Here is a 20,463-nt window from a genome sequence, read left to right as displayed (position 1 = left end):
AGCGGCTGTTGCAGTCCCTGTGGGAGCGGGCTTGCTCGCGAAGGCGATCTTTCAGCTGCATCGATGTCGACTGGCACTCCGTCTTCGCGAGCAAGCCCGCTCCCACAGGGGTCGATGTTGGCTGGAAGTTTTTGAAAGCCAGAAACGCAAAAACCCGCTTTCGCGGGTTTTTGTGAAATTCCAGATCGACTCTGAAATTTGAATTGGTGCCCAGAAGAAGACTCGAACTTCCACGACCTTGCGGTCACCAGCACCTGAAGCTGGCGTGTCTACCAATTTCACCATCTGGGCAGTATCAGCAACGTTGCCGCTGTTGATGTGGCGCACTATACGGAGAGCTTTTTAATCTGTAAACCCCTGATTTGGTTTTAATAAATCAGAAGCCCTGAATGCAAAAAACCCGCTTTCGCGGGTTTTTGTGTGAGCCTTGAAATTGATCTAATCTCAAGCTCGAAATTGGTGCCCAGAAGAAGACTCGAACTTCCACGACCTTGCGGTCACCAGCACCTGAAGCTGGCGTGTCTACCAATTTCACCATCTGGGCAGTATCGGCAACGCTAGTGCGTCGTCGATGGCGCGCACTATACGGAGCGCCTTTTTAACTGTAAACCCCCGCCACTAAAAAAACCTGGAAAATTTCGCCAATGGCATTTAATTCGGTTTTTCGGTGTCGATAAAGAGCTTTAGATGGGCTGTCACAGCCTGAAATTTCCCGTTTCATTACGCCTATGCCAAACTAACCCGCATATAGACAAGGTGAAAACTCTCTAATGGCCGATTGGCAGTCCCTCGATCCCGAGGCCGCTCGTGAAGCGGAAAAATATGAAAACCCTATTCCTAGCCGCGAACTGATCCTTCAGCACCTTGCTGATCGAGGTTCGCCTGCTAACCGCGAGCAGTTGGTCGAGGAGTTTGGTCTTACCACAGAAGACCAGATCGAAGCCCTGCGTCGCCGCCTGCGCGCCATGGAGCGCGACGCTCAACTCATCTATACCCGTCGCGGCACGTATGCGCCGGTGGACAAGCTCGACCTGATCCTGGGCCGCATCAGCGGTCACCGTGACGGCTTCGGCTTCCTGGTCCCGGACGACGGTAGTGACGATCTGTTCATGAGCCCTGCGCAAATGCGTCTGGTGTTCGACGGCGACCGTGCCCTGGCGCGTGTTTCCGGGCTGGACCGTCGCGGTCGCCGCGAAGGCATGATCGTTGAAGTCGTGTCCCGTGCCCACGAGACCATCGTCGGTCGCTACTTCGAAGAAGGCGGTATCGGCTTCGTCGTCGCGGATAACCCGAAGATCCAGCAAGAAGTGCTGGTCACCCCGGGCCGCAACGCCAACGCGCAGATCGGTCAGTTCGTCGAAGTGAAGATCACTCACTGGCCGACGCCACGCTTCCAGCCGCAAGGCGACGTGGTCGAAGTCGTGGGTAACTACATGGCGCCGGGCATGGAAATCGATGTCGCCCTGCGCGCGTACGATATCCCGCACGTATGGCCTGAGGCGGTGTTGAAAGAAGCCGCCAAGCTCAAGCCTGAAGTCGAAGAGAAAGACAAAGAGAAGCGCATCGACCTGCGCCATCTGCCGTTCGTGACCATCGATGGTGAAGATGCGCGCGACTTCGATGACGCGGTTTACTGCGAATCCAAGCCAGGCAAGCTGCGCCTGTTCTCCGGTGGCTGGAAGTTGTACGTGGCGATTGCCGACGTCTCCAGCTACGTGAAGATTGGTTCGGCGCTGGACAACGAATCCCAGGTTCGCGGCAACTCGGTGTACTTCCCCGAGCGCGTGGTGCCGATGCTTCCTGAGCAGTTGTCCAATGGCCTGTGCTCGCTGAATCCGCACGTCGATCGCCTGGCCATGGTTTGCGAGATGACCATCTCCAAATCCGGCGAGATGACCGACTACTGCTTCTACGAAGCGGTGATTCACTCCCATGCTCGCCTGACCTACAACAAAGTCAGCGCGATGCTCGAAACGCCGAAACTCACCGAAGCACGTCAGCTTCGCGGCGAGTACACCGACGTTCTGCCACACCTCAAGCAGCTTTACGCACTCTACAAAGTGCTGCTGGGCGCTCGTCACGTGCGTGGCGCGATCGATTTCGAAACTCAGGAAACCCGGATCATCTTCGGCACCGAGCGCAAGATCGCCGAAATCCGTCCGACCGTGCGTAACGACGCGCACAAGCTGATCGAGGAATGCATGCTGGCGGCCAACGTGGCCACTGCTGAATTCCTGAAGAAGCACGAAATCCCTGCGCTGTATCGCGTGCACAACGGTCCGCCACCGGAGCGTCTGGAAAAACTGCGCGCCTTCCTCGGCGAGCTCGGCCTGTCCCTGCACAAAGGCAAGGACGGCCCGTCGCCGAAGGATTACCAGGCACTGCTGGCGAGCATCAAGGACCGTCCGGACTTCCATCTGATCCAGACCGTCATGCTGCGTTCGTTGAGCCAGGCGGTGTATAGCGCCGATAACCAGGGCCACTTCGGCCTGAATTACGAAGCCTATACCCACTTCACCTCGCCGATCCGCCGCTACCCGGACTTGCTCACGCACCGGGCGATCCGCAGCGTTATCCATTCGAAACAGGACACGCCGCACGTTCGCCGTGCTGGCGCGATGACCATTCCGAAGGCGCGGATTTATCCGTACGACGAAGCGGCCCTGGAGCAACTCGGCGAGCAGTGCTCGATGAGCGAGCGCCGTGCCGACGAAGCGACCCGCGACGTGGTGAACTGGCTCAAGTGCGAGTTCATGAAAGACCGTGTGGGCGAATCGTTCCCGGGTGTGATCACCGCCGTGACCGGTTTCGGCCTGTTCGTCGAACTGACCGACATCTACGTCGAAGGCTTGGTGCACGTCACCGCGCTGCCGGGCGACTACTACCACTTCGATCCTGTGCATCACCGTCTCGCCGGTGAGCGTACCGGTCGCAGCTTCCGCCTCGGCGACACCGTTGAAGTGCGCGTGATGCGCGTCGACCTTGACGAACGCAAGATCGACTTCGAGATGGCTGAAAAGACCATCAGCGCGCCGATCGGTCGCAAGAAGCGCGGCAACGAAAAGGCTGAGCCAGCCGCCAAGACTGCAGCTAAAACCGCCGCAGAACCGGCCCCGGCGAAAACCGGTCGTCGTCCTGCCAAGGAAAAAGCGCCCGAAGCTTATCGCCCGAGCGATGCAGCGGCGAAAAACGCCGAGCTGCGTAAAAGTCGTGAACTGAAACAGGCGTTGCTGTCTGAAGCGAAAAGCGGCGGTAAAGCGGCGTCTGGGGGAAAGACCGGACGGTCGGCGCCTGACAAGGCTCCCGGCAGCAAGCCGAGCAAACACCGTAAAGGCCCGCCAAAATCGGGCTCGGCTCCAGCTGCCAAAAGCGGCGGGGCGCGTAAACCTAAGGCCAAGTCATGAGTCAGTTGGAAAAAATCTACGGCGTGCATGCGGTAGAAGCGTTGTTGCGTCACCACCCAAAACGCGTCAAGCAGATCTGGTTGGCTGAAGGCCGCAGCGATCCGCGGGTTCAGACCCTGATCCAGCTGGCAAACGACAATCGCGTGCCTGTCGGCAACGCCGAGCGTCGCGAGCTGGATGCCTGGGTCGAAGGCGTGCACCAAGGCGTGGTCGCGGACGTGAGTCCGAGCCAGGTCTGGGGCGAGGCGATGCTCGACGAGCTGCTCGATCGCTCCGAAGGCGCACCGCTGCTGCTGGTGCTCGACGGCGTGACCGATCCGCACAACCTTGGCGCTTGCCTGCGTTCGGCCGATGCGGCCGGTGCGCTGGCGGTGATTGTGCCGAAGGACAAGTCGGCCACCCTGACCCCGACGGTGCGTAAAGTGGCCTGCGGTGCGGCGGAAGTGATTCCGTTGGTTGCCGTGACCAACCTGGCGCGCACCCTGGAAAAACTCAAGCAGCGTGGCTTGTGGGTTGTCGGCACGGCGGGCGAGGCTGAGCAGAGCCTGTATCAGCATGACATGACCGGTCCGACCATCCTGATCATGGGCGCGGAAGGCAGCGGCATGCGTCGTCTGACTCGTGATCTGTGCGACTATCTCGTGCACTTGCCGATGGCCGGCAGCGTCAGTAGCCTCAACGTATCTGTGGCGACTGGCGTCTGTCTGTTCGAAGCCCAGCGCCAGCGCAGTGTAAAAGCCGCCACCAAAAAGTCCTGACACTACGCAGGACTCGCAAAACCCGTAGGACCCGTAGGAGCTGTCGAGTGAAACGAGGCTGCGATCTTTTGATGTTGTTTTTTAAGAGCAAGATCAAAAGATCGCAGCCTCGTTTCACTCGACAGCTCCTACAGCTCCTACAGGTTCCTACAGGTGTTCGGAATTGAGTCCAGGTGATTGTTCAAATAATCACCAATTGCCTTGCACCTCTCCTGTCCCTTCTCTACAATTGCGCCCCTTGCTGTGACGGCAGGCACGCATGTGTCTATCGCAAGCAAGTCCATAAGTGTCATTCACTCCTTGTCTGACCGCTTTTGAGCGGCAGGCTACAACCCGTAAGGAGCATTCATGCGTCATTACGAAATCATCTTTTTGGTCCACCCGGATCAAAGCGAGCAAGTCGGCGGCATGGTAGAGCGTTACACCAAGCTGATCGAAGAAGACGGCGGCAAAATCCACCGTCTGGAAGATTGGGGCCGTCGTCAACTGGCCTATGCAATCAACAATGTTCACAAGGCTCACTACGTGATGCTGAACGTTGAATGCACTGGCAAGGCCCTGGCCGAGCTGGAAGACAACTTCCGCTACAACGATGCAGTGATCCGTAACCTGGTCATCCGTCGCGAAGAAGCCGTTACCGGCCAATCCGAGATGCTCAAGGCTGAAGAAAACCGCAGTGAGCGCCGTGAGCGTCGCGACCGTCCTGAGCACTCCGACGCCGAAGGCGTTGACAGTGATGACAGCGACAACAGCGATAACGCTGACGAGTAATCCACGGACCTTTTGAGGAGCCTATTACATGGCACGTTTCTTCCGTCGTCGTAAATTCTGCCGCTTCACCGCTGAAGACGTGAAAGAGATCGATTACAAAGATCTCAACACCCTGAAAGCATACGTATCCGAGACCGGCAAAATCGTTCCAAGCCGTATCACCGGTACCAAAGCTCGTTATCAGCGTCAGCTGGCCACCGCTATCAAGCGCGCCCGCTTCCTGGCCCTGCTGGCCTACACCGACAGCCACGGCCGCTGAGACCGGGCAGTCGACACGTAGCAAAGGATTGAATGCATGCGCGCCATAGCTGAGTTCATCATGCGCGGCCGTGTGCAGGCCACTCTGGTAGTGGCTGGATGCGCGACATTGCCGTTGTTGTATTGGTTGGGTGCTGCCGCTGGATGCCTCGTGCTCCTGCGGCGCGGATTGAAGGACGCCATTGGCGTACTTGCTCTGGGACTGCTGCCGGCCTTGGTCTGGTGGCTTTACTCCGATGATCCACGGGCACTTCTGGTGCTGCTGGGGTCTTCGAGCCTTGCGTTGGTTTTGCGCGCAAGCGAGTCCTGGAACCGCGTGCTGCTGGTCAGCATAGCGATGGGAGTGGTGTTTGCAGTGGTGCTGGGGACAGCTTTTGCTCCCCAAATCGAGATGTTGGCGCAGGCCTTGATAAAGGTCATGCCGTCGCTACTCGGTGATGTCTACCAGAAGTTGTCGGTAGATGAGCAAGCGCGTTTCGCGTCCCTGATTGCACCGGTCCTGACCGGCCTGATTGCGGCCTTGTTGCAAATCGTCAGTGTGCTGAGCCTGCTTGTCGGGCGCTACTGGCAGGCGTTGTTGTACAACCCGGGTGGATTTGGTCGCGAGTTTCGCGCCATCCGATTCCCGCTGGGGCTGGCGATGTTACTGCTGGCGTTCATGCTGTTGGGGCCGAACTTCGGTTCCCAGTTGGCGATGTTGACGCCGTTGTGCAGTGTACCGCTGGTATTCGCCGGGCTGGCCCTGATTCACGGGCTGGTGGCGCAAAAGCGACTGGGCCGATTCTGGCTGGTCGGGTTGTACGTAACGCTGTTGCTGTTCATGCAGCTGATCTATCCGTTGCTGGTGGTCTTGGCCATCGTCGACAGCCTGATTGATTTTCGCGGTCGTCTGCAGTCGAAAGACGCCGATAACGCGAACGGTGAAGGTTAAAAGTTAAGAGGATTTTCACATGCAACTGATCCTTCTGGAAAAAGTCACCAACCTGGGCAACCTGGGTGACAAAGTGAACGTTAAGGCTGGTTACGGTCGTAACTACCTGCTGCCTTACGGCAAAGCTACCGCTGCGACCGCTGCCAACGTGGCTGCGTTCGAAGAGCGTCGCGCTGAGCTGGAAAAAGCCGCAGCAGACCGCAAAACTTCGGCTGAAAACCGCGCCGCCCAACTGGCTGAGCTGGAAGTGACTATCACTGCCACCGCCGGTGACGAAGGCAAGCTGTTCGGTTCGATCGGTACTCACGACATCGCTGATGCACTGACCGCCTCTGGCGTTGAAGTTGCAAAAAGCGAAGTTCGTCTGCCGAACGGCACTATCCGTAACGTAGGTGAATTCGACGTAGCCGTGCACCTGCACGCCGAAGTTGAAGCCACCGTACGCGTTGTCGTGGTAGCAGCTTAAGCAGCACTTGTCGGCTGGCACCCTCGGGTGCTTGCCGGTAACATCGGGCACGATCCTGTTTACAGGTCGTGCCCTTTGTCTTTCTGTAATCCCTGCTTTTCATAAAATAACCAAGTGGCCATGAACGATATCTCCGCTCCTGAGCAATACGATCTGCAAACTGCTGCCCTGAAGGTGCCGCCGCATTCCATCGAGGCCGAACAGGCCGTGCTCGGTGGTTTGATGCTGGACAACAACGCCTGGGAACGCGTGCTCGATCAAGTGTCGGACGGCGATTTCTATCGACATGACCACCGCCTGATCTTCCGTGCGATCGCCAAACTGGCGGACATGAACTCGCCAATCGACGTCGTGACCCTGGCCGAGCAATTGGACAAGGAAGGTCAGACCTCGCAAGTGGGTGGCCTCGGTTACCTCGGCGAACTGGCGAAAAACACGCCGTCCGTCGCCAACATCAAGGCGTATGCCCAGATCGTCCGTGCGCGGGCGACCTTGCGCCAACTGATCGGCATCGCCAGCGAGATTGCCGACAGCGCCTTCAACCCGGAAGGCCGCACCGCAGAAGAAATTCTCGACGAAGCCGAACGGCAAATCTTCCAGATCGCCGAGGCCCGGCCAAAAACCGGCGGCCCGGTGAGCGTGAATGATCTGCTGACCAAGGCCATCGACCGCATCGACACCTTGTTCAACACTGACAACGCCATCACTGGCCTGTCCACCGGCTACACCGACCTCGACGGGATGACCAGCGGCCTGCAGCCGTCCGACCTGATCATCGTCGCCGGCCGTCCGTCCATGGGTAAAACCACCTTTGCGATGAACCTGGTGGAAAACGCCGTGTTGCGCAGCGACAAGTGCGTCCTGGTCTACTCGCTGGAGATGCCAGGTGAATCGCTGATCATGCGTATGTTGTCGTCCCTGGGCCGTATCGACCAGACCAAGGTCCGGGCCGGTCGCCTCGATGACGACGATTGGCCGCGCCTGACCTCGGCGGTCAACCTGCTCAACGATCGCAAGTTGTTCATCGACGATACGGCGGGTATCAGCCCTTCAGAGATGCGCGCGCGGACCCGGCGCCTGGTGCGTGAGCACGGCGATGTCGCCCTGATCATGATCGACTACCTGCAATTGATGCAGATTCCAGGCTCCGGCGGCGACAACCGGACCAACGAGATTTCCGAAATCTCCCGTTCCTTGAAAGCCCTGGCCAAGGAGTTCAATTGCCCGGTGGTGGCGCTCTCGCAGCTCAACCGCTCCCTGGAGCAACGGCCGAACAAACGTCCGATCAACTCCGACCTCCGGGAATCCGGAGCGATCGAGCAGGATGCTGACGTAATCATGTTCGTGTACCGGGATGAGGTGTATCACCCGGAAACCGAGCACAAGGGCATCGCCGAGATCATCATCGGTAAACAGCGGAACGGTCCGATCGGTACGTCGCGACTGGCGTTCATCGGTAAATACACCCGCTTCGAAAACCTCGCGCCGGGCAGCTACAACTTCGACGACGAGTGATTTACCTGTGGGAGCGGGCTTGCTCGCGAAGGCGGTATCACATTCGGCAAATTTGCTGGATGACACACCGCTTTCGCGAGCAAGCCCGCTCCCACATGGGTCCAACGCAATTTCCGACCATAGCCGTCGGAATTGGTTATTTTTTGTGCTATATTCCGCGCCCGCGAAATTCAATGAAAGCCAACACCGGTTATCGACATGATGCAAGCAGCCAAGCCGTTATTTGACTATCCCAAGTACTGGGCCGAATGTTTCGGGCCAGCGCCATTCCTGCCCATGAGCAGGGAGGAGATGGATCAGCTTGGCTGGGATTCCTGCGACATCATCATCGTCACCGGCGATGCGTACGTTGACCATCCGTCGTTCGGCATGGCGATCATTGGCCGGCTGCTGGAGTCGCAAGGCTTCCGCGTCGGGATCATTGCCCAGCCGAACTGGCAGTCCAAAGACGACTTCATGAAGCTCGGCGAGCCGAACCTGTTCTTCGGTGTCGCGGCCGGCAACATGGATTCGATGATCAACCGCTACACCGCCGACAAGAAAATCCGCTCCGATGACGCCTACACCCCTGGTGGCCTGGCGGGCAAACGTCCGGATCGTGCGAGCCTGGTCTACAGCCAGCGCTGCAAGGAAGCCTATAAAAACGTGCCGATCGTCCTCGGTGGCATCGAAGCTTCCCTGCGCCGCATCGCCCACTACGATTACTGGCAGGACCGGGTACGCAACTCGATCCTGATCGACGCCAGCGCCGACATTCTGCTGTACGGCAACGCCGAGCGTGCGATTGTCGAAGTCGCCCAGCGTCTGTCCTACGGTCACAAGATCGAAGACATCACCGACGTGCGCGGCACCGCGTTCATCCGTCGTGACACGCCGAAAGACTGGTACGAAGTCGATTCCACGCGTATCGACCGTCCGGGCAAGGTCGACAAGATCATCAACCCGTACGTGAACACCCAGGACACCCAGGCCTGCGCCATCGAGCAGGAAAAGGGGCCGCTTGACGATCCGGAAGAAGCCAAAGTCGTGCAGATTCTGGCCAGCCCGAAGATGACGCGCGACAAGACTGTGATTCGTCTGCCGTCGGTTGAGAAAGTCCGTGGCGACGCCGTTCTTTATGCTCACGCCAACCGCGTGCTTCACCTCGAAACCAACCCGGGCAACGCCCGTGCGCTGGTGCAGAAGCATGGCGAAGTCGACGTCTGGTTCAACCCGCCGCCGATTCCGATGACCACCGAAGAAATGGACTACGTGTTCGGCATGCCTTACGCACGGATTCCGCATCCGGCGTACGGCAAGGAAAAGATTCCGGCCTACGACATGATCCGTTTCTCGGTGAACATCATGCGTGGCTGCTTCGGCGGCTGCACGTTCTGCTCGATCACCGAGCACGAAGGCCGGATCATCCAGAACCGTTCCGAAGAGTCGATCATTCGCGAAATCGAAGAGATCCGCGACAAGGTGCCAGGCTTCACCGGCGTCATTTCCGACCTCGGCGGCCCGACCGCGAACATGTACCGCATCGCCTGCAAGAGCCCGGAAATCGAATCCGCGTGCCGCAAGCCATCGTGCGTGTTCCCTGGCATCTGCCCGAATTTGAACACCGACCACTCGTCGCTGATCCAGCTCTATCGCAGCGCCCGTGCCTTGCCGGGTGTGAAGAAGATCCTGATTGCTTCCGGCCTGCGCTACGACCTCGCGGTCGAGTCGCCGGAATACGTCAAGGAACTGGTAACTCACCACGTCGGTGGCTACCTGAAGATCGCCCCGGAACACACCGAGGAAGGTCCGCTCAACCAGATGATGAAGCCGGGCATTGGCAGCTATGACAAGTTCAAGCGCATGTTCGAGAAGTATTCCAAGGAAGCCGGGAAAGAGCAGTACCTGATTCCGTACTTCATCGCCGCCCACCCGGGCACCACCGATGAAGACATGATGAACCTGGCCCTGTGGCTCAAGGGCAACGGCTTCCGCGCCGACCAGGTGCAGGCGTTCTACCCGTCGCCGATGGCCACCGCCACCGCGATGTACCACTCGGGCAAGAACCCGCTGCGCAAGGTCACTTACAAGAGCGACGCCGTGACCATCGTCAAGAGCGAAGAGCAGCGTCGTCTGCACAAGGCGTTCTTGCGTTACCACGACCCGAAAGGCTGGCCGATGCTGCGTGAAGCGCTGACCCGTATGGGCCGCGCCGACCTGATCGGGCCGGGCAAGAACCAGTTGATCCCGCTGCATCAGCCAGCGACCGACAGCTACCAGAGCGCCCGTCGCAAGAACTCGACGCCGGCTGGCAGCCATAAAGTGGCAGGCGAGAAGACCACCAAGATTCTGACCCAGCACACCGGCCTGCCGCCGCGTGCCAGCGATGGTGGCAACCCGTGGGACAAGCGTGAACAGGCCAAGGCTGCGGCGTTCGCCCGCAATCAGCAAGCTGCCAAGGAGCGTAAGGACGCGGCCAAAGGCAAAGGGCCCAAGCCTGCGCGCAAACCGGTTGTGCCGCGCTAAGCTTCGCCAGCTCTGACAAAACGCCAACCTTCGGGTTGGCGTTTTTTTGTCTGTTGATCGTTCCAGCCTTTCAATTTCAAGGAAGAAATCCATGGCTCGCCGCAAGAAATCCCCCTCGCAACAACAATCGACTGCCGACAAACTCATGCAGTTGAAGTTTGCCCATTGGCTGGCCTGGCAACCCTATGCGCGGCGTTACGGGTGGATTCATGTAGTGGTCATGATGATGACGATTTTCGCCATTTCGTTGACCGGCACGTTGTTCGGCGAGGTATTTTTCCCACGGGATTACCCGATGATGGAGTACATCCTGATCGGCATGATGGGCGGGTGTTTGCTGATGTCAGGGTGTTTTATCGCGTTGATTCGCGGTTACCCCAAAGCGGTCTGGGGTTTGTTCTGCATGCTGGTGTTCTGCCTGTCGAGCACATTGCTGGCGATGCTTGAAGCAAGCCATGTGGGGTTTACCTGGATCGCGGCAATTCCGTCGCTGATCGGCTTGTATTTGATGAGCAAGCGTCGCTATCAGCGCGCGATTCTGGTGTTGCAAGTGGGCGCCCGCATCCGTCAGCGGATCAAGCGTCTTGAAGCCAGCCTGAAACCCCATCGATGAACCCCGGCAGTCATGCCTTGCGACATTTGCGTGCAATCCCCTCCAACCAAATTCCCGCGTCGCCCGATTTTGGTGCTGTACTGCCTTAAGCAATCTATGAAAGCGCCAGCGCTGCGCGATGGCATAAGTCTTGCGCGCTGTCGAATACGCTTAAGGCTCGCAGGAGGCACGCCGTGTCGATTCATGTCGCATTGCATCACGTCACGCATTACCGCTACGACCGCGCCGTCGAGCTCGGTCCGCAGATCGTTCGCCTGCGCCCGGCAGCCCACAGTCGCACGCGGATTTTGTCCTATGCGCTGAAAGTCTCGCCCGAGCAGCATTTCATCAACTGGCAGCAAGACCCCCAGGGCAACTACCTGGCACGCCTGGTGTTCCCGGAGAAAACCGATGAGCTGCGGATCGAAGTCGATCTGCTGGCGGAAATGGCGGTATTCAATCCGTTCGATTTCTTCCTTGAGCCCTACGCGGAAAAGATCCCGTTTACCTACGCCGCCGATGAGCGCAAGGAACTGGCGCCGTACCTTGAAACCTTGCCCCTGACGCCGAAGTTCAAGGCCTATCTGGACGGCATCGACCGCACGCCGCTGCCCAGCGTGGATTTCCTCGTCGCGCTCAACCAGCGCTTGAGCGAAGACATCGGTTACCTGATCCGCATGGAGCCCGGTGTTCAAACCCCCGAACACACCCTCGAACACGCCTCCGGTTCCTGCCGCGATTCGGCGTGGCTGCTGGTGCAATTGCTGCGCAACCTCGGGCTGGCGGCGCGTTTCGTCTCTGGCTACCTGATCCAGCTCACCGCCGACGTCAAAAGCCTCGACGGTCCCTCGGGTACCGAAGTGGACTTCACCGACCTGCACGCCTGGTGCGAGGTCTACTTGCCCGGCGCCGGCTGGATCGGCCTGGACGCGACGTCAGGGCTGTTTGCCGGTGAAGGACACATTCCGTTGGCGTGTAGTCCCGATCCGGGCTCTGCGGCACCGATCAGTGGCTTGGTGGAACCGTGCGAGTGCGAATTCACCCACGAAATGTCCGTGGAGCGGATTTGGGAAGCGCCACGGGTTACAAAGCCCTACACCGAAGACCAGTGGCTGGCGATCCAGGCGCTGGGTCGGCAGATCGATGCCGACCTGCTGGAAGGCGACGTGCGCTTGACCATGGGTGGCGAACCGACCTTCGTCTCCATCGACGACCCGGACGGCGCGGAATGGAACACCGCCGCCCTCGGCCCGGACAAGCGTCGGCTGTCTGCCGAACTGTTCCAGCGCATGCGCAAACACTACGCACCCAAAGGCCTGGTGCATTTCGGCCAGGGCAAGTGGTATCCCGGCGAACAACTGCCGCGTTGGTCGCTGAACTGCTACTGGCGTCGGGACGGCGTGCCGATCTGGCACAACAGCGCGCTGATTGCCGATGAGCAGGAAGACTACGGTGCCGATGGCGAACTGGCCGGGCGTTTTCTCGCGAGTGTCGCCGAACGCCTGAAAATTCCGACACGCTTTGTGTTCCCGGCCTACGAAGACAATTTCTATTACCTCTGGCGCGAAGGCACTTTGCCGCTGAACGTCAGCGCCGAAGATTCACGCCTGGAAGAACCGTTGGAGCGTGCGCGCCTGCGCAAAGTGTTCGGCCAAGGTCTGGACAAGGTCATCGGCCAAGTTCTGCCGCTGGCGCGCACCGCCAAGGGCGATCAGTGGCAGAGCGGTCGCTGGTATCTGCGCGATGAACATTGCCGGTTGGTGCCGGGGGATTCGCCGCTGGGTTATCGCTTGCCGCTGGGGTCACAGCCTTGGGTGAAAGCCGCGGAATATCCGTTCATCTACCCTAACGACCCGAACCAGGAATTCCCGGCGCTTCCGGACACTCAGCAGTTGAACAGTCCAGGCACGCCTGCGGAAGCGATTGAACGGGATATTGAAATCGACGAATCCGCCGATTGGCTGACCCGCACCGCGTTCTGTGCCGAAGCGCGGGACGGCCGCTTGTACCTGTTCATGCCGCCCCTTGAGCGGGTCGAGGATTACCTGGAGCTGGTCACCGCCATCGAGGCCACGGCGCAGGAACTGCATTGCCCGGTGTTGCTGGAAGGCTATGAACCACCGAGCGATCCGCGCCTGAGCAATTTCCGCATCACCCCGGATCCGGGCGTGATTGAGGTCAACGTGCAGCCGTCCGCGACGTGGGACGAATTGGTTGAGCGCACCGAGTTTCTGTACGAAGAAGCGCGCCAGACCCGGCTGACCACCGAAAAATTTATGATCGATGGCCGGCACACCGGCACTGGCGGCGGTAACCATTTCGTACTGGGTGGCGCCACACCTGCCGATTCACCGTTCCTGCGGCGTCCGGACTTGCTGCGCAGCCTGATCAGTTACTGGCATAACCATCCGTCCTTGTCCTACCTGTTTTCCGGGTTGTTCATCGGCCCGACGTCCCAGGCGCCACGTGTGGACGAGGCGCGTAACGACTCGTTGTATGAACTGGAAATCGCCTTCGCACAGATGCCGAAACCGGGGGAAGAGTGCGCGCCGTGGCTGGTGGATCGGTTGTTACGCAACCTGTTGATCGATGTCACCGGCAACACTCATCGCGCCGAATTCTGCGTCGACAAACTCTATTCGCCGGACGGCACCACCGGGCGTCTCGGCTTGCTGGAATTGCGCGCCTTTGAAATGCCGCCCCATGCGCGCATGAGCCTGGCTCAGCAATTGTTGCTGCGGGCGCTGGTGGCGCGGTTCTGGCGCGAGCCTTATGCACCGCCGAAACTGGCACGCTGGGGCACTGAGCTGCACGATCGTTTCCTGTTGCCGCACTTTATCGAACAGGATTTCGCCGATGTGATCGTCGATCTCAACGCTGCCGGTTACCCGGTGCGCGCCGAGTGGTTTGCCGCGCATCTGGAATTCCGCTTTCCCAAGGTCGGCGATTACGCCGTCAGTGGCATCGAGCTGGAAGTACGCCAGGCCTTGGAGCCTTGGCATGTGCTGGGCGAGGAGGGCGCGGTCGGCGGGACGGTGCGTTATGTGGATTCGTCCCTGGAGCGCTTGCAGGTCAAAGTCACCGGCCTGGCGCCGCAACGTTATCTGCTGACCTGCAATGGCATTCCGGTGCCGTTGCAGCCGACCGGTCGGGTGGGAGAGTTCGTCGCAGGCGTGCGGTTCCGCGCCTGGCAACCGTTCAACTGCCTGCAACCGACCATCCCGGTCCACGCGCCACTGGTGTTCGACCTGCTCGATACTTGGATGGAGCGCTCGCTGGGTGGCTGTCAGTACCACGTCGCCCATCCGGGCGGGCGCAACTACGACAGCCTGCCGGTGAACGCCAACGAAGCAGAGAGCCGGCGAATGGCGCGTTTCTTCCGAATCGGACACACCCCTGGGAAACTTCCTATACCGAACGTGACGATTAACGACGAGCTGCCGATGACACTCGATTTGCGACGTTTCTAAGCCCTACACGACGCTCGGATTTTTCGTATATCCGAGCGTCATGAGCCTGCGTTAGTCTGACCGTTCTTTGCTGTCTGCCGAGCTTTCCATGCCTGACCTGCTTGACCGCTACCCGCTGACGGCGGGGACTTATCACGAACTGCTCGACGACAGCGGCGCGGTGCGCCCGCACTGGCGTCGGCTGTTCGACCAATTGCAGCGCAGCACCCCGACGCAACTGGTGCAGCGCCAGGCGTTGCTGACCCGGCAAATCCAGGAAAACGGCGTGACCTACAACGTCTACGCCGACCCCAAGGGCGCCGATCGTCCGTGGGAACTGGACCTGTTGCCCCATGTGATTGCTGCCGATGAGTGGCAGCAACTGTCCGCCGGGATTGCCCAGCGGGCGCGCTTGCTCAACGCGGTACTGGCGGACCTGTATGGCCCACAGCGTCTGATCGCCGAAGGGCTGCTGCCGGCCGAACTGGTGTTCGGGCACAACAATTTCCTGTGGCCGTGTCAGGGGATTTCTCCGCCTGACGGCGCCTTTCTGCACCTGTACGCCGTGGACCTGGCGCGCACCCCGGACGGTCGCTGGTGGGTGACGGCGGACCGGACCCAGGCGCCGTCCGGTGCCGGTTATGCGCTGGAAAACCGCACCATCGTGTCTCGGGCGTTTCCCGAGTTGTACCGTGATTTGAAGGTGCAGCACCTCGCCGGGTTTTTCCGCACCTTGCAGGAAACCCTGGCCCGCCAGGCACCGAGTGACGATGAAGCACCGCTGATCGTGCTGCTGACGCCGGGGCGGTTCAACGAAAGCTATTTCGAACATTTGTACCTCGCACGCCAGCTCGGTTATCCGCTGGTGGAGGGCGGCGACCTGACGGTGCGCGACGCTACCGTCTACCTGAAAACCTTGAGCGGCCTGCGCCGGGTGCACGCGATCATGCGGCGCCTCGACGATGACTTCTGCGACCCTCTGGAACTGCGCACCGACTCGGCCCTCGGCGTGCCGGGTTTGCTGGAGGCCGTGCGTCAGGGGCGGGTGCTGGTCGCCAATGCCCTGGGCAGCGGCGTACTGGAATCGCCGGGACTGCTGGGTTTTCTGCCAAGGATCAATCAATTCCTGTTCGGCGAAGAACTTATCCTGCCGTCCATTGCGACCTGGTGGTGCGGTGAAGCGCCGGTGCTCGCCCAGGCCTTGGAGAAGTTGCCGGAGTTACTGATCAAACCGGCATTCCCGTCCCAGAGCTTCGCGCCTGTGTTTGGCCGAGATCTGAGTGAAAAACAGCGTCAGGCGCTGGCTGAGCGCATGCAGGCGCGGCCTTACGCTTATGTCGCGCAAGAACTGGCGCAGCTGTCCCAGGCGCCGATCTGGCAGGCCGAGGACGGTCAACTGCAACCCCGGGCCATCGGCATGCGCGTGTACGCGGTGGCCAGTCGTGATGGTTATCGGGTGCTGCCCGGCGGCCTGACCCGTGTCGCCGCTGAAGCCGATGCCGAGGTGGTATCGATGCAGCGCGGTGGCGCGAGCAAGGACACTTGGGTGCTGGGTGAACGGGCGCCAAGCGGCGAACAATGGAAAACCCGGCGCACCATCGGTGTCCATGATCTGGTGCGGCGCGATCCGTATCTGCCGTCGCGGGTGGTCGAGAATTTGTTCTGGTTTGGTCGGTACTGCGAGCGTTGCGATGACAGTGCGCGGTTGCTGCGGGTCATGCTGGCGCGTTACGTCGATGGCGATGATCCGCAAGCGCTGGAAGCGGCGGTAGACCTTGGTGAACGCCTGAATCTGTTGCCCGAGGAAGGCGAGTTGCCGGAGCGTTTGCTGGCGGCGTTGCTCGGCGATGACTGGCCGTTCAGCTTGCGTTCCAACCTGCAACGACTGCAGTGGGCGGCCTCGCAAGTGCGCGGCAAGCTCTCCCGGGAAAACTGGCAGGCGCTGGTGGAATTGCAGCGCGAGGCCATGGAGCTGGAAACCGAAGAGCCGGATTTCGGCGAGTTGCTGGATTTCCTCAACCGCTTGGTGATGTCCCTGGCGGCGCTGTCCGGGTTTGCCCTGGACGACATGACTCGGGACGAAGGCTGGCGTTTCCTGATGATCGGCCGGCGCATCGAGCGTTTGCAGTTTCTCAGCAGCAGCCTCGCGGCATTCCTGCGCGGTGCCGGCGCCTTCGATCAAGCCGGGCTTGAGTGGCTGCTGGAGCTGGGCAACAGCAGCATCACCTACCGCTCGCGCTATCTGGCGGTGGCGCAGTTGATTCCGGTGCTCGACCTGTTGTTGCTGGATGAGCAGAACCCGCACGCGGTGCTGTTCCAGTTGAAACTGGTGACCCGCACATTGAAGCGCCTGAATGACGATTTCGGTGCGCCGCGAGAGGCGGGGCTGCCACGGTTGGTGGAGCGCTTGATGCACTTCGATCTGGGCTGCCTGGAGAACTCGCTGTTTGGCGAGGCCAGCGTTCACGCAGCGGTCGAGGGCCTGGCCGATTTGCTCCAAGAAATCGCCGATGCCAGCGGCCAGGTCTCGGATCGCCTGGCCTTGCGCCATTTTGCCCATGTCGATGATGTCAGCCAGCGCACGGTGTCCGTCTGATGAATGCCCGTTACCAGATTTTCCACGACACCCATTATCACTACGACAGCCCGGTGTCCCTGGCCCAGCAACTGGCGCACCTGTGGCCGCGCCCCTGCACCTGGCAGCGCTGCACCGCGCAGGCGTTGCTGATCAGCCCGGACCCGACGACCCGTCGCGATGAGCTGGACGTGTTCGGCAATCCGCTGACTCGACTCGCTTTCGAACGCCCCCACGATGAGCTGCTGGTGAATGCCGAACTCACCGTTGAAGTACTGGCCCGGCCGGTCCTGGATTTCAATCTGTCGCCGGCCTGGGAAGAAACCCGCAACGCGCTGACTTACAGCAGCCAGCCGCTTTCACCTGAGTTGCTGGAAGCCTGTCGTTATCGTTTCGAATCGCCGTACGTGCACTTGAAACGCAACTTCGTCGATTTCTCGGAAAGCTGTTTTCCTCCGGGACGGCCGTTGCTGCTGGGTGTTCAGGCGTTGATGGAGAAGATTTTCAGCGAGTTCACCTTCGATGCCGAGGCAACCCAGGTCGCCACGCCGCTGGTGGAAGTGCTGGAGCGTCGGCGTGGCGTCTGTCAGGACTTCGCGCACCTGATGCTCGCGTGCGTGCGCTCGCGCGGTCTGGCGGCGCGCTACATCAGCGGTTATCTGCTGACCCAGCCACCACCGGGCCAGCCGCGACTGATCGGCGCCGATGCGTCCCATGCCTGGGTGTCGGTGTTTTGCCCGGTGCTCGGTTGGGTGGATTTCGACCCGACCAACAATGTGCAACCGGCGCTGGAACACATCACCCTGGCCTGGGGCCGGGATTTTTCCGATGTGTCGCCGTTGCGCGGGGTGATTCTTGGCGGCGGCAATCATGACCCGGAAGTCCGAGTCACCGTGATGCCACTGGATTAACCGAAATCCCCTTGTGGGAGCGGGCTTGCTCGCGAATGCGGTGTATCAGTCGATATCAATGTGGCTGACACACCGCATTCGCGAGCAAGCCCGCTCCCACAGGGGGGGGATGGTGTGTCAATGAAAAGGAGGAATTCCGATGTTCCCGGTTTCAATCAAAGGCGTCCTGCAGTCCCCCGAAGGCCTTGTCGTGCTGATGCTCAACGAGCGTGACGAATGGGAATTACCTGGCGGGCGAATCGAGCTGGGCGAGACGGCACCGGACTGCCTGGCACGGGAGATTGCCGAGGAGCTGGACGTCGAAGTGGGGGTGGGGGAGCCGCTGGATTCGTATCTGTTCGAGGTGATCCCCGGCAAACACGTATTTATCTCGACCTACCGCTGCCAGTTGCTGGGCGGATTTGTGCCGAAAGTCAGTCATGAACACAAGGAGATCGGGCTGTTTGATCCGGCGAATCTGCCGGCCAACTTGCCCAAGGGGTATCGCGATTCGATTCACAAAGCGTTGGGCCTGTGAGGGTCAGCAGCGGGGCTGCTGACCCTGGACACAGATCCGGTGAGCCTGATCAGATCATCGGGCCCTGAGGGTCTCAGGCGTCGGGCGCCTGATCTTTCGGTGCTTCAACATCATCTTCTGCCGCCACTTCACCTTCTGCATCCGGGTTCAGTGCTGCTGCTTCTTCTTCAGCTGTAGCTTTCTTGCGCTGAAGCTTTTCCTCTTTCTTCTGCTCCTTGGCCAAGTCTCTCTGACGTTTGGCGAAGGAATAATTAGGTTTAGCCATGGGCGATCCTCTGGGGTCGAAGGTGAGGTTGAGCGGCGCATATTCTGCCCTGTATCGGTGCCTAGCCGTTAGCTGGGTTTTTGCTCGGCCCATTTTGGCAGGATCGAGGGTTGCCAGGCGTCCAGTGCATCGAGCAGGGTTTGCGGCGATTCGCTCACTTGCAGCATGTCACGGTGTGGTGCGCGAACGAAGCCTTCGCCGACGATATGATCAAGAAAAGCGGTCAATTGGCCATAGAAACCGTTTACTTCGAGCAAACCAAGCGGTTTTCCGTGGTAGCCAAGCTGACCCCAGGTCCAGACTTCGAACAGTTCTTCCAGCGTGCCAAGGCCGCCGGGCAGCGCGATAAATGCGTCGCTGAGTTCAGCCATCCGCGCCTTGCGCGCATGCATGCCGTCCACGACTTCAAGACGCGTCAGGCCGCTGTGACCGATTTCCTTGTCCTTGAGGCTTTGCGGGATGATCCCGATGACTTCGCCACCGGCCGCGAGTGCCGCATCGGCGACGATCCCCATCAGCCCGACGGCGCCGCCGCCATAGACCAGGGTCAGCTTGCGCTCGGCCAATGCTCGCCCGAGGGCGACAGCCGCTTCACGATAAGCCGGGTTGGTGCCGATACTGGCACCGCAAAATACACAAACGGATGCGATAGACATGCCTTACTCCGTGGTCAGAATGGCCACAGAGTAAAGGCAGAAATCCGTCGATCCAAGGGTTAAACCTCGCGTTGAGGTGTTTCGTAAGTACCGCTGGCGCCACAGGCGTAGGCGGCGAGCAAACTGCGTAATAAGCTGTTGATGGACATGACAGGCGCTCCTTCCAAGTGATGAAGACTTGAGGATAGGGCCGACCCAGACGTCTGGCTGTTAGTTTGTTTCGATGAGTGTCATAGCCCGAAAGTTGTATACAATTTTTGACTCAGGTCATAGGAACTTGCGAAGTTTTCAGGCAGTCTTCTGTCCATTCGCGATTTTGTTAACCCTGCCTTGGAGATTCACCATGTTTGCAAAACTTGCTGCGGTATCCCTGCTTACACTGGCAAGCGCTCAGTTGATGGCTGCGGAGTGCAAGACCACCGTCGACTCCACTGACCAGATGTCCTTCAACACCAAAGCCATTGAAATCGACAAGAGCTGCAAGACCTTCACCGTCGAGCTGACTCATTCGGGCAGCCTGCCGAAAAACGTCATGGGCCATAACTGGGTGCTGAGCAAAGAGGCTGACATGCAGCCGATCGCCACCGCAGGCCTGGCCGCCGGCATCGACAAGAACTACCTGCCGGAAGGCGACGCACGCATCATCGCCCACACCAAGATCATCGGTGCTGGCGAGAAAGACTCGGTGACCTTCGACGTGTCGAAACTGGCGGCTGGCGAAAGCTACGGTTTCTTCTGCTCGTTCCCTGGCCACATCTCGATGATGAAAGGCGCGGTTACCCTGAAGTAATCGAATCGCGCGCATAAAAAAGCGTCCACTTGGGACGCTTTTTTTTGGCTTTCCCTGTAGGAGCTGTCGAGTGAAACGAGGCTGCGATCTTTTGATTTTG

Annotated in this window: 16 protein-coding genes and 2 tRNA genes; 14 read left to right on the top strand and 4 right to left on the bottom strand. The window is 59.7% G+C overall.

Annotation, left to right across the window (positions count from 1 at the left end; all coding sequences use genetic code 11):
* Window positions 1–204 precede the first annotated feature (204 nt).
* A tRNA-Leu gene (locus NK667_RS24480) sits at window positions 205–291 on the bottom strand.
* A 166-nt stretch (window positions 292–457) separates the two neighbouring features.
* Window positions 458–544, bottom strand: a tRNA-Leu gene (locus NK667_RS24475).
* A 226-nt stretch (window positions 545–770) separates the two neighbouring features.
* On the opposite strand from NK667_RS24475, the gene rnr reads away from it, so the two are divergent.
* The 13 genes from rnr (at window position 771) to NK667_RS24410 (ending at window position 18,652) form a co-directional block, all read left to right on the top strand.
* A complete protein-coding gene (gene rnr / locus NK667_RS24470; protein WP_054044103.1) occupies window positions 771–3,404 on the top strand; it encodes a ribonuclease R in 2,634 nt (877 codons plus the stop codon).
* Window positions 3,401–4,162 (top strand): 23S rRNA (guanosine(2251)-2'-O)-methyltransferase RlmB, encoded by a 762-nt coding sequence (gene rlmB, locus NK667_RS24465; RefSeq protein WP_054044102.1) that lies wholly within the window; start codon window positions 3,401–3,403, stop codon window positions 4,160–4,162. Before rnr ends, rlmB begins: the two co-directional genes overlap by 4 nt.
* 348 nt (window positions 4,163–4,510) lie before the next feature.
* Window positions 4,511–4,933 (top strand): 30S ribosomal protein S6, encoded by a 423-nt coding sequence (gene rpsF, locus NK667_RS24460; protein ID WP_007939579.1) that lies wholly within the window; start codon window positions 4,511–4,513, stop codon window positions 4,931–4,933.
* 28 nt (window positions 4,934–4,961) lie between these two features.
* Entirely contained in the window at window positions 4,962–5,192 is a 231-nt protein-coding gene (rpsR, locus tag NK667_RS24455; protein WP_002551829.1) for a 30S ribosomal protein S18, read from the top strand.
* Window positions 5,193–5,228: 36 nt separating this feature from the next.
* The gene (locus NK667_RS24450; RefSeq protein ID WP_054044101.1) at window positions 5,229–6,122 is read left to right on the top strand and encodes a YybS family protein; all 894 of its coding nucleotides are present in this window, start codon (window positions 5,229–5,231) and stop codon (window positions 6,120–6,122) included.
* A 19-nt stretch (window positions 6,123–6,141) separates the two neighbouring features.
* Window positions 6,142–6,588, top strand: a complete 447-nt coding sequence (gene rplI, locus NK667_RS24445) for a 50S ribosomal protein L9 (RefSeq protein ID WP_054044100.1) — start codon at window positions 6,142–6,144, stop codon at window positions 6,586–6,588.
* A 120-nt stretch (window positions 6,589–6,708) separates the two neighbouring features.
* Window positions 6,709–8,103, top strand: a complete 1,395-nt coding sequence (gene dnaB, locus NK667_RS24440) for a replicative DNA helicase (protein ID WP_054044099.1) — start codon at window positions 6,709–6,711, stop codon at window positions 8,101–8,103.
* A gap of 201 nt (window positions 8,104–8,304) precedes the next feature.
* A complete protein-coding gene (locus NK667_RS24435) occupies window positions 8,305–10,608 on the top strand; it encodes a YgiQ family radical SAM protein (RefSeq protein ID WP_054044106.1) in 2,304 nt (767 codons plus the stop codon).
* A gap of 91 nt (window positions 10,609–10,699) precedes the next feature.
* Window positions 10,700–11,221, top strand: a complete 522-nt coding sequence (locus NK667_RS24430; protein ID WP_054616395.1) for a hypothetical protein — start codon at window positions 10,700–10,702, stop codon at window positions 11,219–11,221.
* 173 nt (window positions 11,222–11,394) lie between these two features.
* The gene (locus NK667_RS24425; RefSeq protein WP_054616394.1) at window positions 11,395–14,670 is read left to right on the top strand and encodes a transglutaminase family protein; all 3,276 of its coding nucleotides are present in this window, start codon (window positions 11,395–11,397) and stop codon (window positions 14,668–14,670) included.
* An 88-nt stretch (window positions 14,671–14,758) separates the two neighbouring features.
* Window positions 14,759–17,245, top strand: a complete 2,487-nt coding sequence (locus NK667_RS24420; protein ID WP_054044096.1) for a circularly permuted type 2 ATP-grasp protein — start codon at window positions 14,759–14,761, stop codon at window positions 17,243–17,245.
* A complete protein-coding gene (locus NK667_RS24415) occupies window positions 17,245–18,135 on the top strand; it encodes a transglutaminase family protein (protein WP_054616393.1) in 891 nt (296 codons plus the stop codon). The genes NK667_RS24420 and NK667_RS24415 overlap by 1 nt, the downstream gene beginning before the upstream one ends.
* Before the next feature lie 139 nt (window positions 18,136–18,274).
* On the top strand, window positions 18,275–18,652 hold the full coding sequence (locus tag NK667_RS24410) for an NUDIX hydrolase (protein ID WP_054044094.1): 378 nt from the start codon (window positions 18,275–18,277) through the stop codon (window positions 18,650–18,652).
* Between the two features lie 73 nt (window positions 18,653–18,725).
* On the opposite strand, the gene NK667_RS24405 is transcribed toward NK667_RS24410, so the two are convergent.
* Complete coding sequence (locus NK667_RS24405; protein ID WP_018928487.1) at window positions 18,726–18,917, bottom strand: hypothetical protein; 192 nt, start codon at window positions 18,915–18,917, stop codon at window positions 18,726–18,728.
* Window positions 18,918–18,985: 68 nt separating this feature from the next.
* Window positions 18,986–19,573 (bottom strand): LOG family protein, encoded by a 588-nt coding sequence (locus NK667_RS24400; RefSeq protein ID WP_054616392.1) that lies wholly within the window; start codon window positions 19,571–19,573, stop codon window positions 18,986–18,988.
* 343 nt (window positions 19,574–19,916) lie between these two features.
* Between NK667_RS24400 and azu the strand changes: the two genes are divergently transcribed.
* Complete coding sequence (azu, locus tag NK667_RS24395; RefSeq protein WP_054616391.1) at window positions 19,917–20,363, top strand: azurin; 447 nt, start codon at window positions 19,917–19,919, stop codon at window positions 20,361–20,363.
* Window positions 20,364–20,463 lie beyond the last annotated feature (100 nt).

This window comes from Pseudomonas nunensis, from assembly GCF_024296925.1.
Lineage (GTDB): Bacteria > Pseudomonadota > Gammaproteobacteria > Pseudomonadales > Pseudomonadaceae > Aquipseudomonas > Aquipseudomonas nunensis.
Note: the sequence above shows the minus strand (reverse complement) of the source record. Positions and strands in the feature narration are given on the sequence as shown.

What these genes read in the sequence shown, in the direction of transcription:
- rpsR (WP_002551829.1), top strand. Translation starts at nt 4,962, where the DNA reads ATGGCACGTTTCTTCCGTCGTCGTAAATTCTGCCGCTTCACCGCTGAA.
- rnr (WP_054044103.1), top strand. Translation starts at nt 771, where the DNA reads ATGGCCGATTGGCAGTCCCTCGATCCCGAGGCCGCTCGTGAAGCGGAA.
- NK667_RS24435 (WP_054044106.1), top strand. Translation starts at nt 8,305, where the DNA reads ATGCAAGCAGCCAAGCCGTTATTTGACTATCCCAAGTACTGGGCCGAA.
- NK667_RS24430 (WP_054616395.1), top strand. Translation starts at nt 10,700, where the DNA reads ATGGCTCGCCGCAAGAAATCCCCCTCGCAACAACAATCGACTGCCGAC.
- NK667_RS24410 (WP_054044094.1), top strand. Translation starts at nt 18,275, where the DNA reads ATGTTCCCGGTTTCAATCAAAGGCGTCCTGCAGTCCCCCGAAGGCCTT.
- NK667_RS24420 (WP_054044096.1), top strand. Translation starts at nt 14,759, where the DNA reads ATGCCTGACCTGCTTGACCGCTACCCGCTGACGGCGGGGACTTATCAC.
- rlmB (WP_054044102.1), top strand. Translation starts at nt 3,401, where the DNA reads ATGAGTCAGTTGGAAAAAATCTACGGCGTGCATGCGGTAGAAGCGTTG.
- NK667_RS24415 (WP_054616393.1), top strand. Translation starts at nt 17,245, where the DNA reads ATGAATGCCCGTTACCAGATTTTCCACGACACCCATTATCACTACGAC.
- rplI (WP_054044100.1), top strand. Translation starts at nt 6,142, where the DNA reads ATGCAACTGATCCTTCTGGAAAAAGTCACCAACCTGGGCAACCTGGGT.
- NK667_RS24405 (WP_018928487.1), bottom strand. Translation starts at nt 18,917, where the DNA reads ATGGCTAAACCTAATTATTCCTTCGCCAAACGTCAGAGAGACTTGGCC.
- NK667_RS24400 (WP_054616392.1), bottom strand. Translation starts at nt 19,573, where the DNA reads ATGTCTATCGCATCCGTTTGTGTATTTTGCGGTGCCAGTATCGGCACC.
- azu (WP_054616391.1), top strand. Translation starts at nt 19,917, where the DNA reads ATGTTTGCAAAACTTGCTGCGGTATCCCTGCTTACACTGGCAAGCGCT.
- NK667_RS24450 (WP_054044101.1), top strand. Translation starts at nt 5,229, where the DNA reads ATGCGCGCCATAGCTGAGTTCATCATGCGCGGCCGTGTGCAGGCCACT.
- rpsF (WP_007939579.1), top strand. Translation starts at nt 4,511, where the DNA reads ATGCGTCATTACGAAATCATCTTTTTGGTCCACCCGGATCAAAGCGAG.
- dnaB (WP_054044099.1), top strand. Translation starts at nt 6,709, where the DNA reads ATGAACGATATCTCCGCTCCTGAGCAATACGATCTGCAAACTGCTGCC.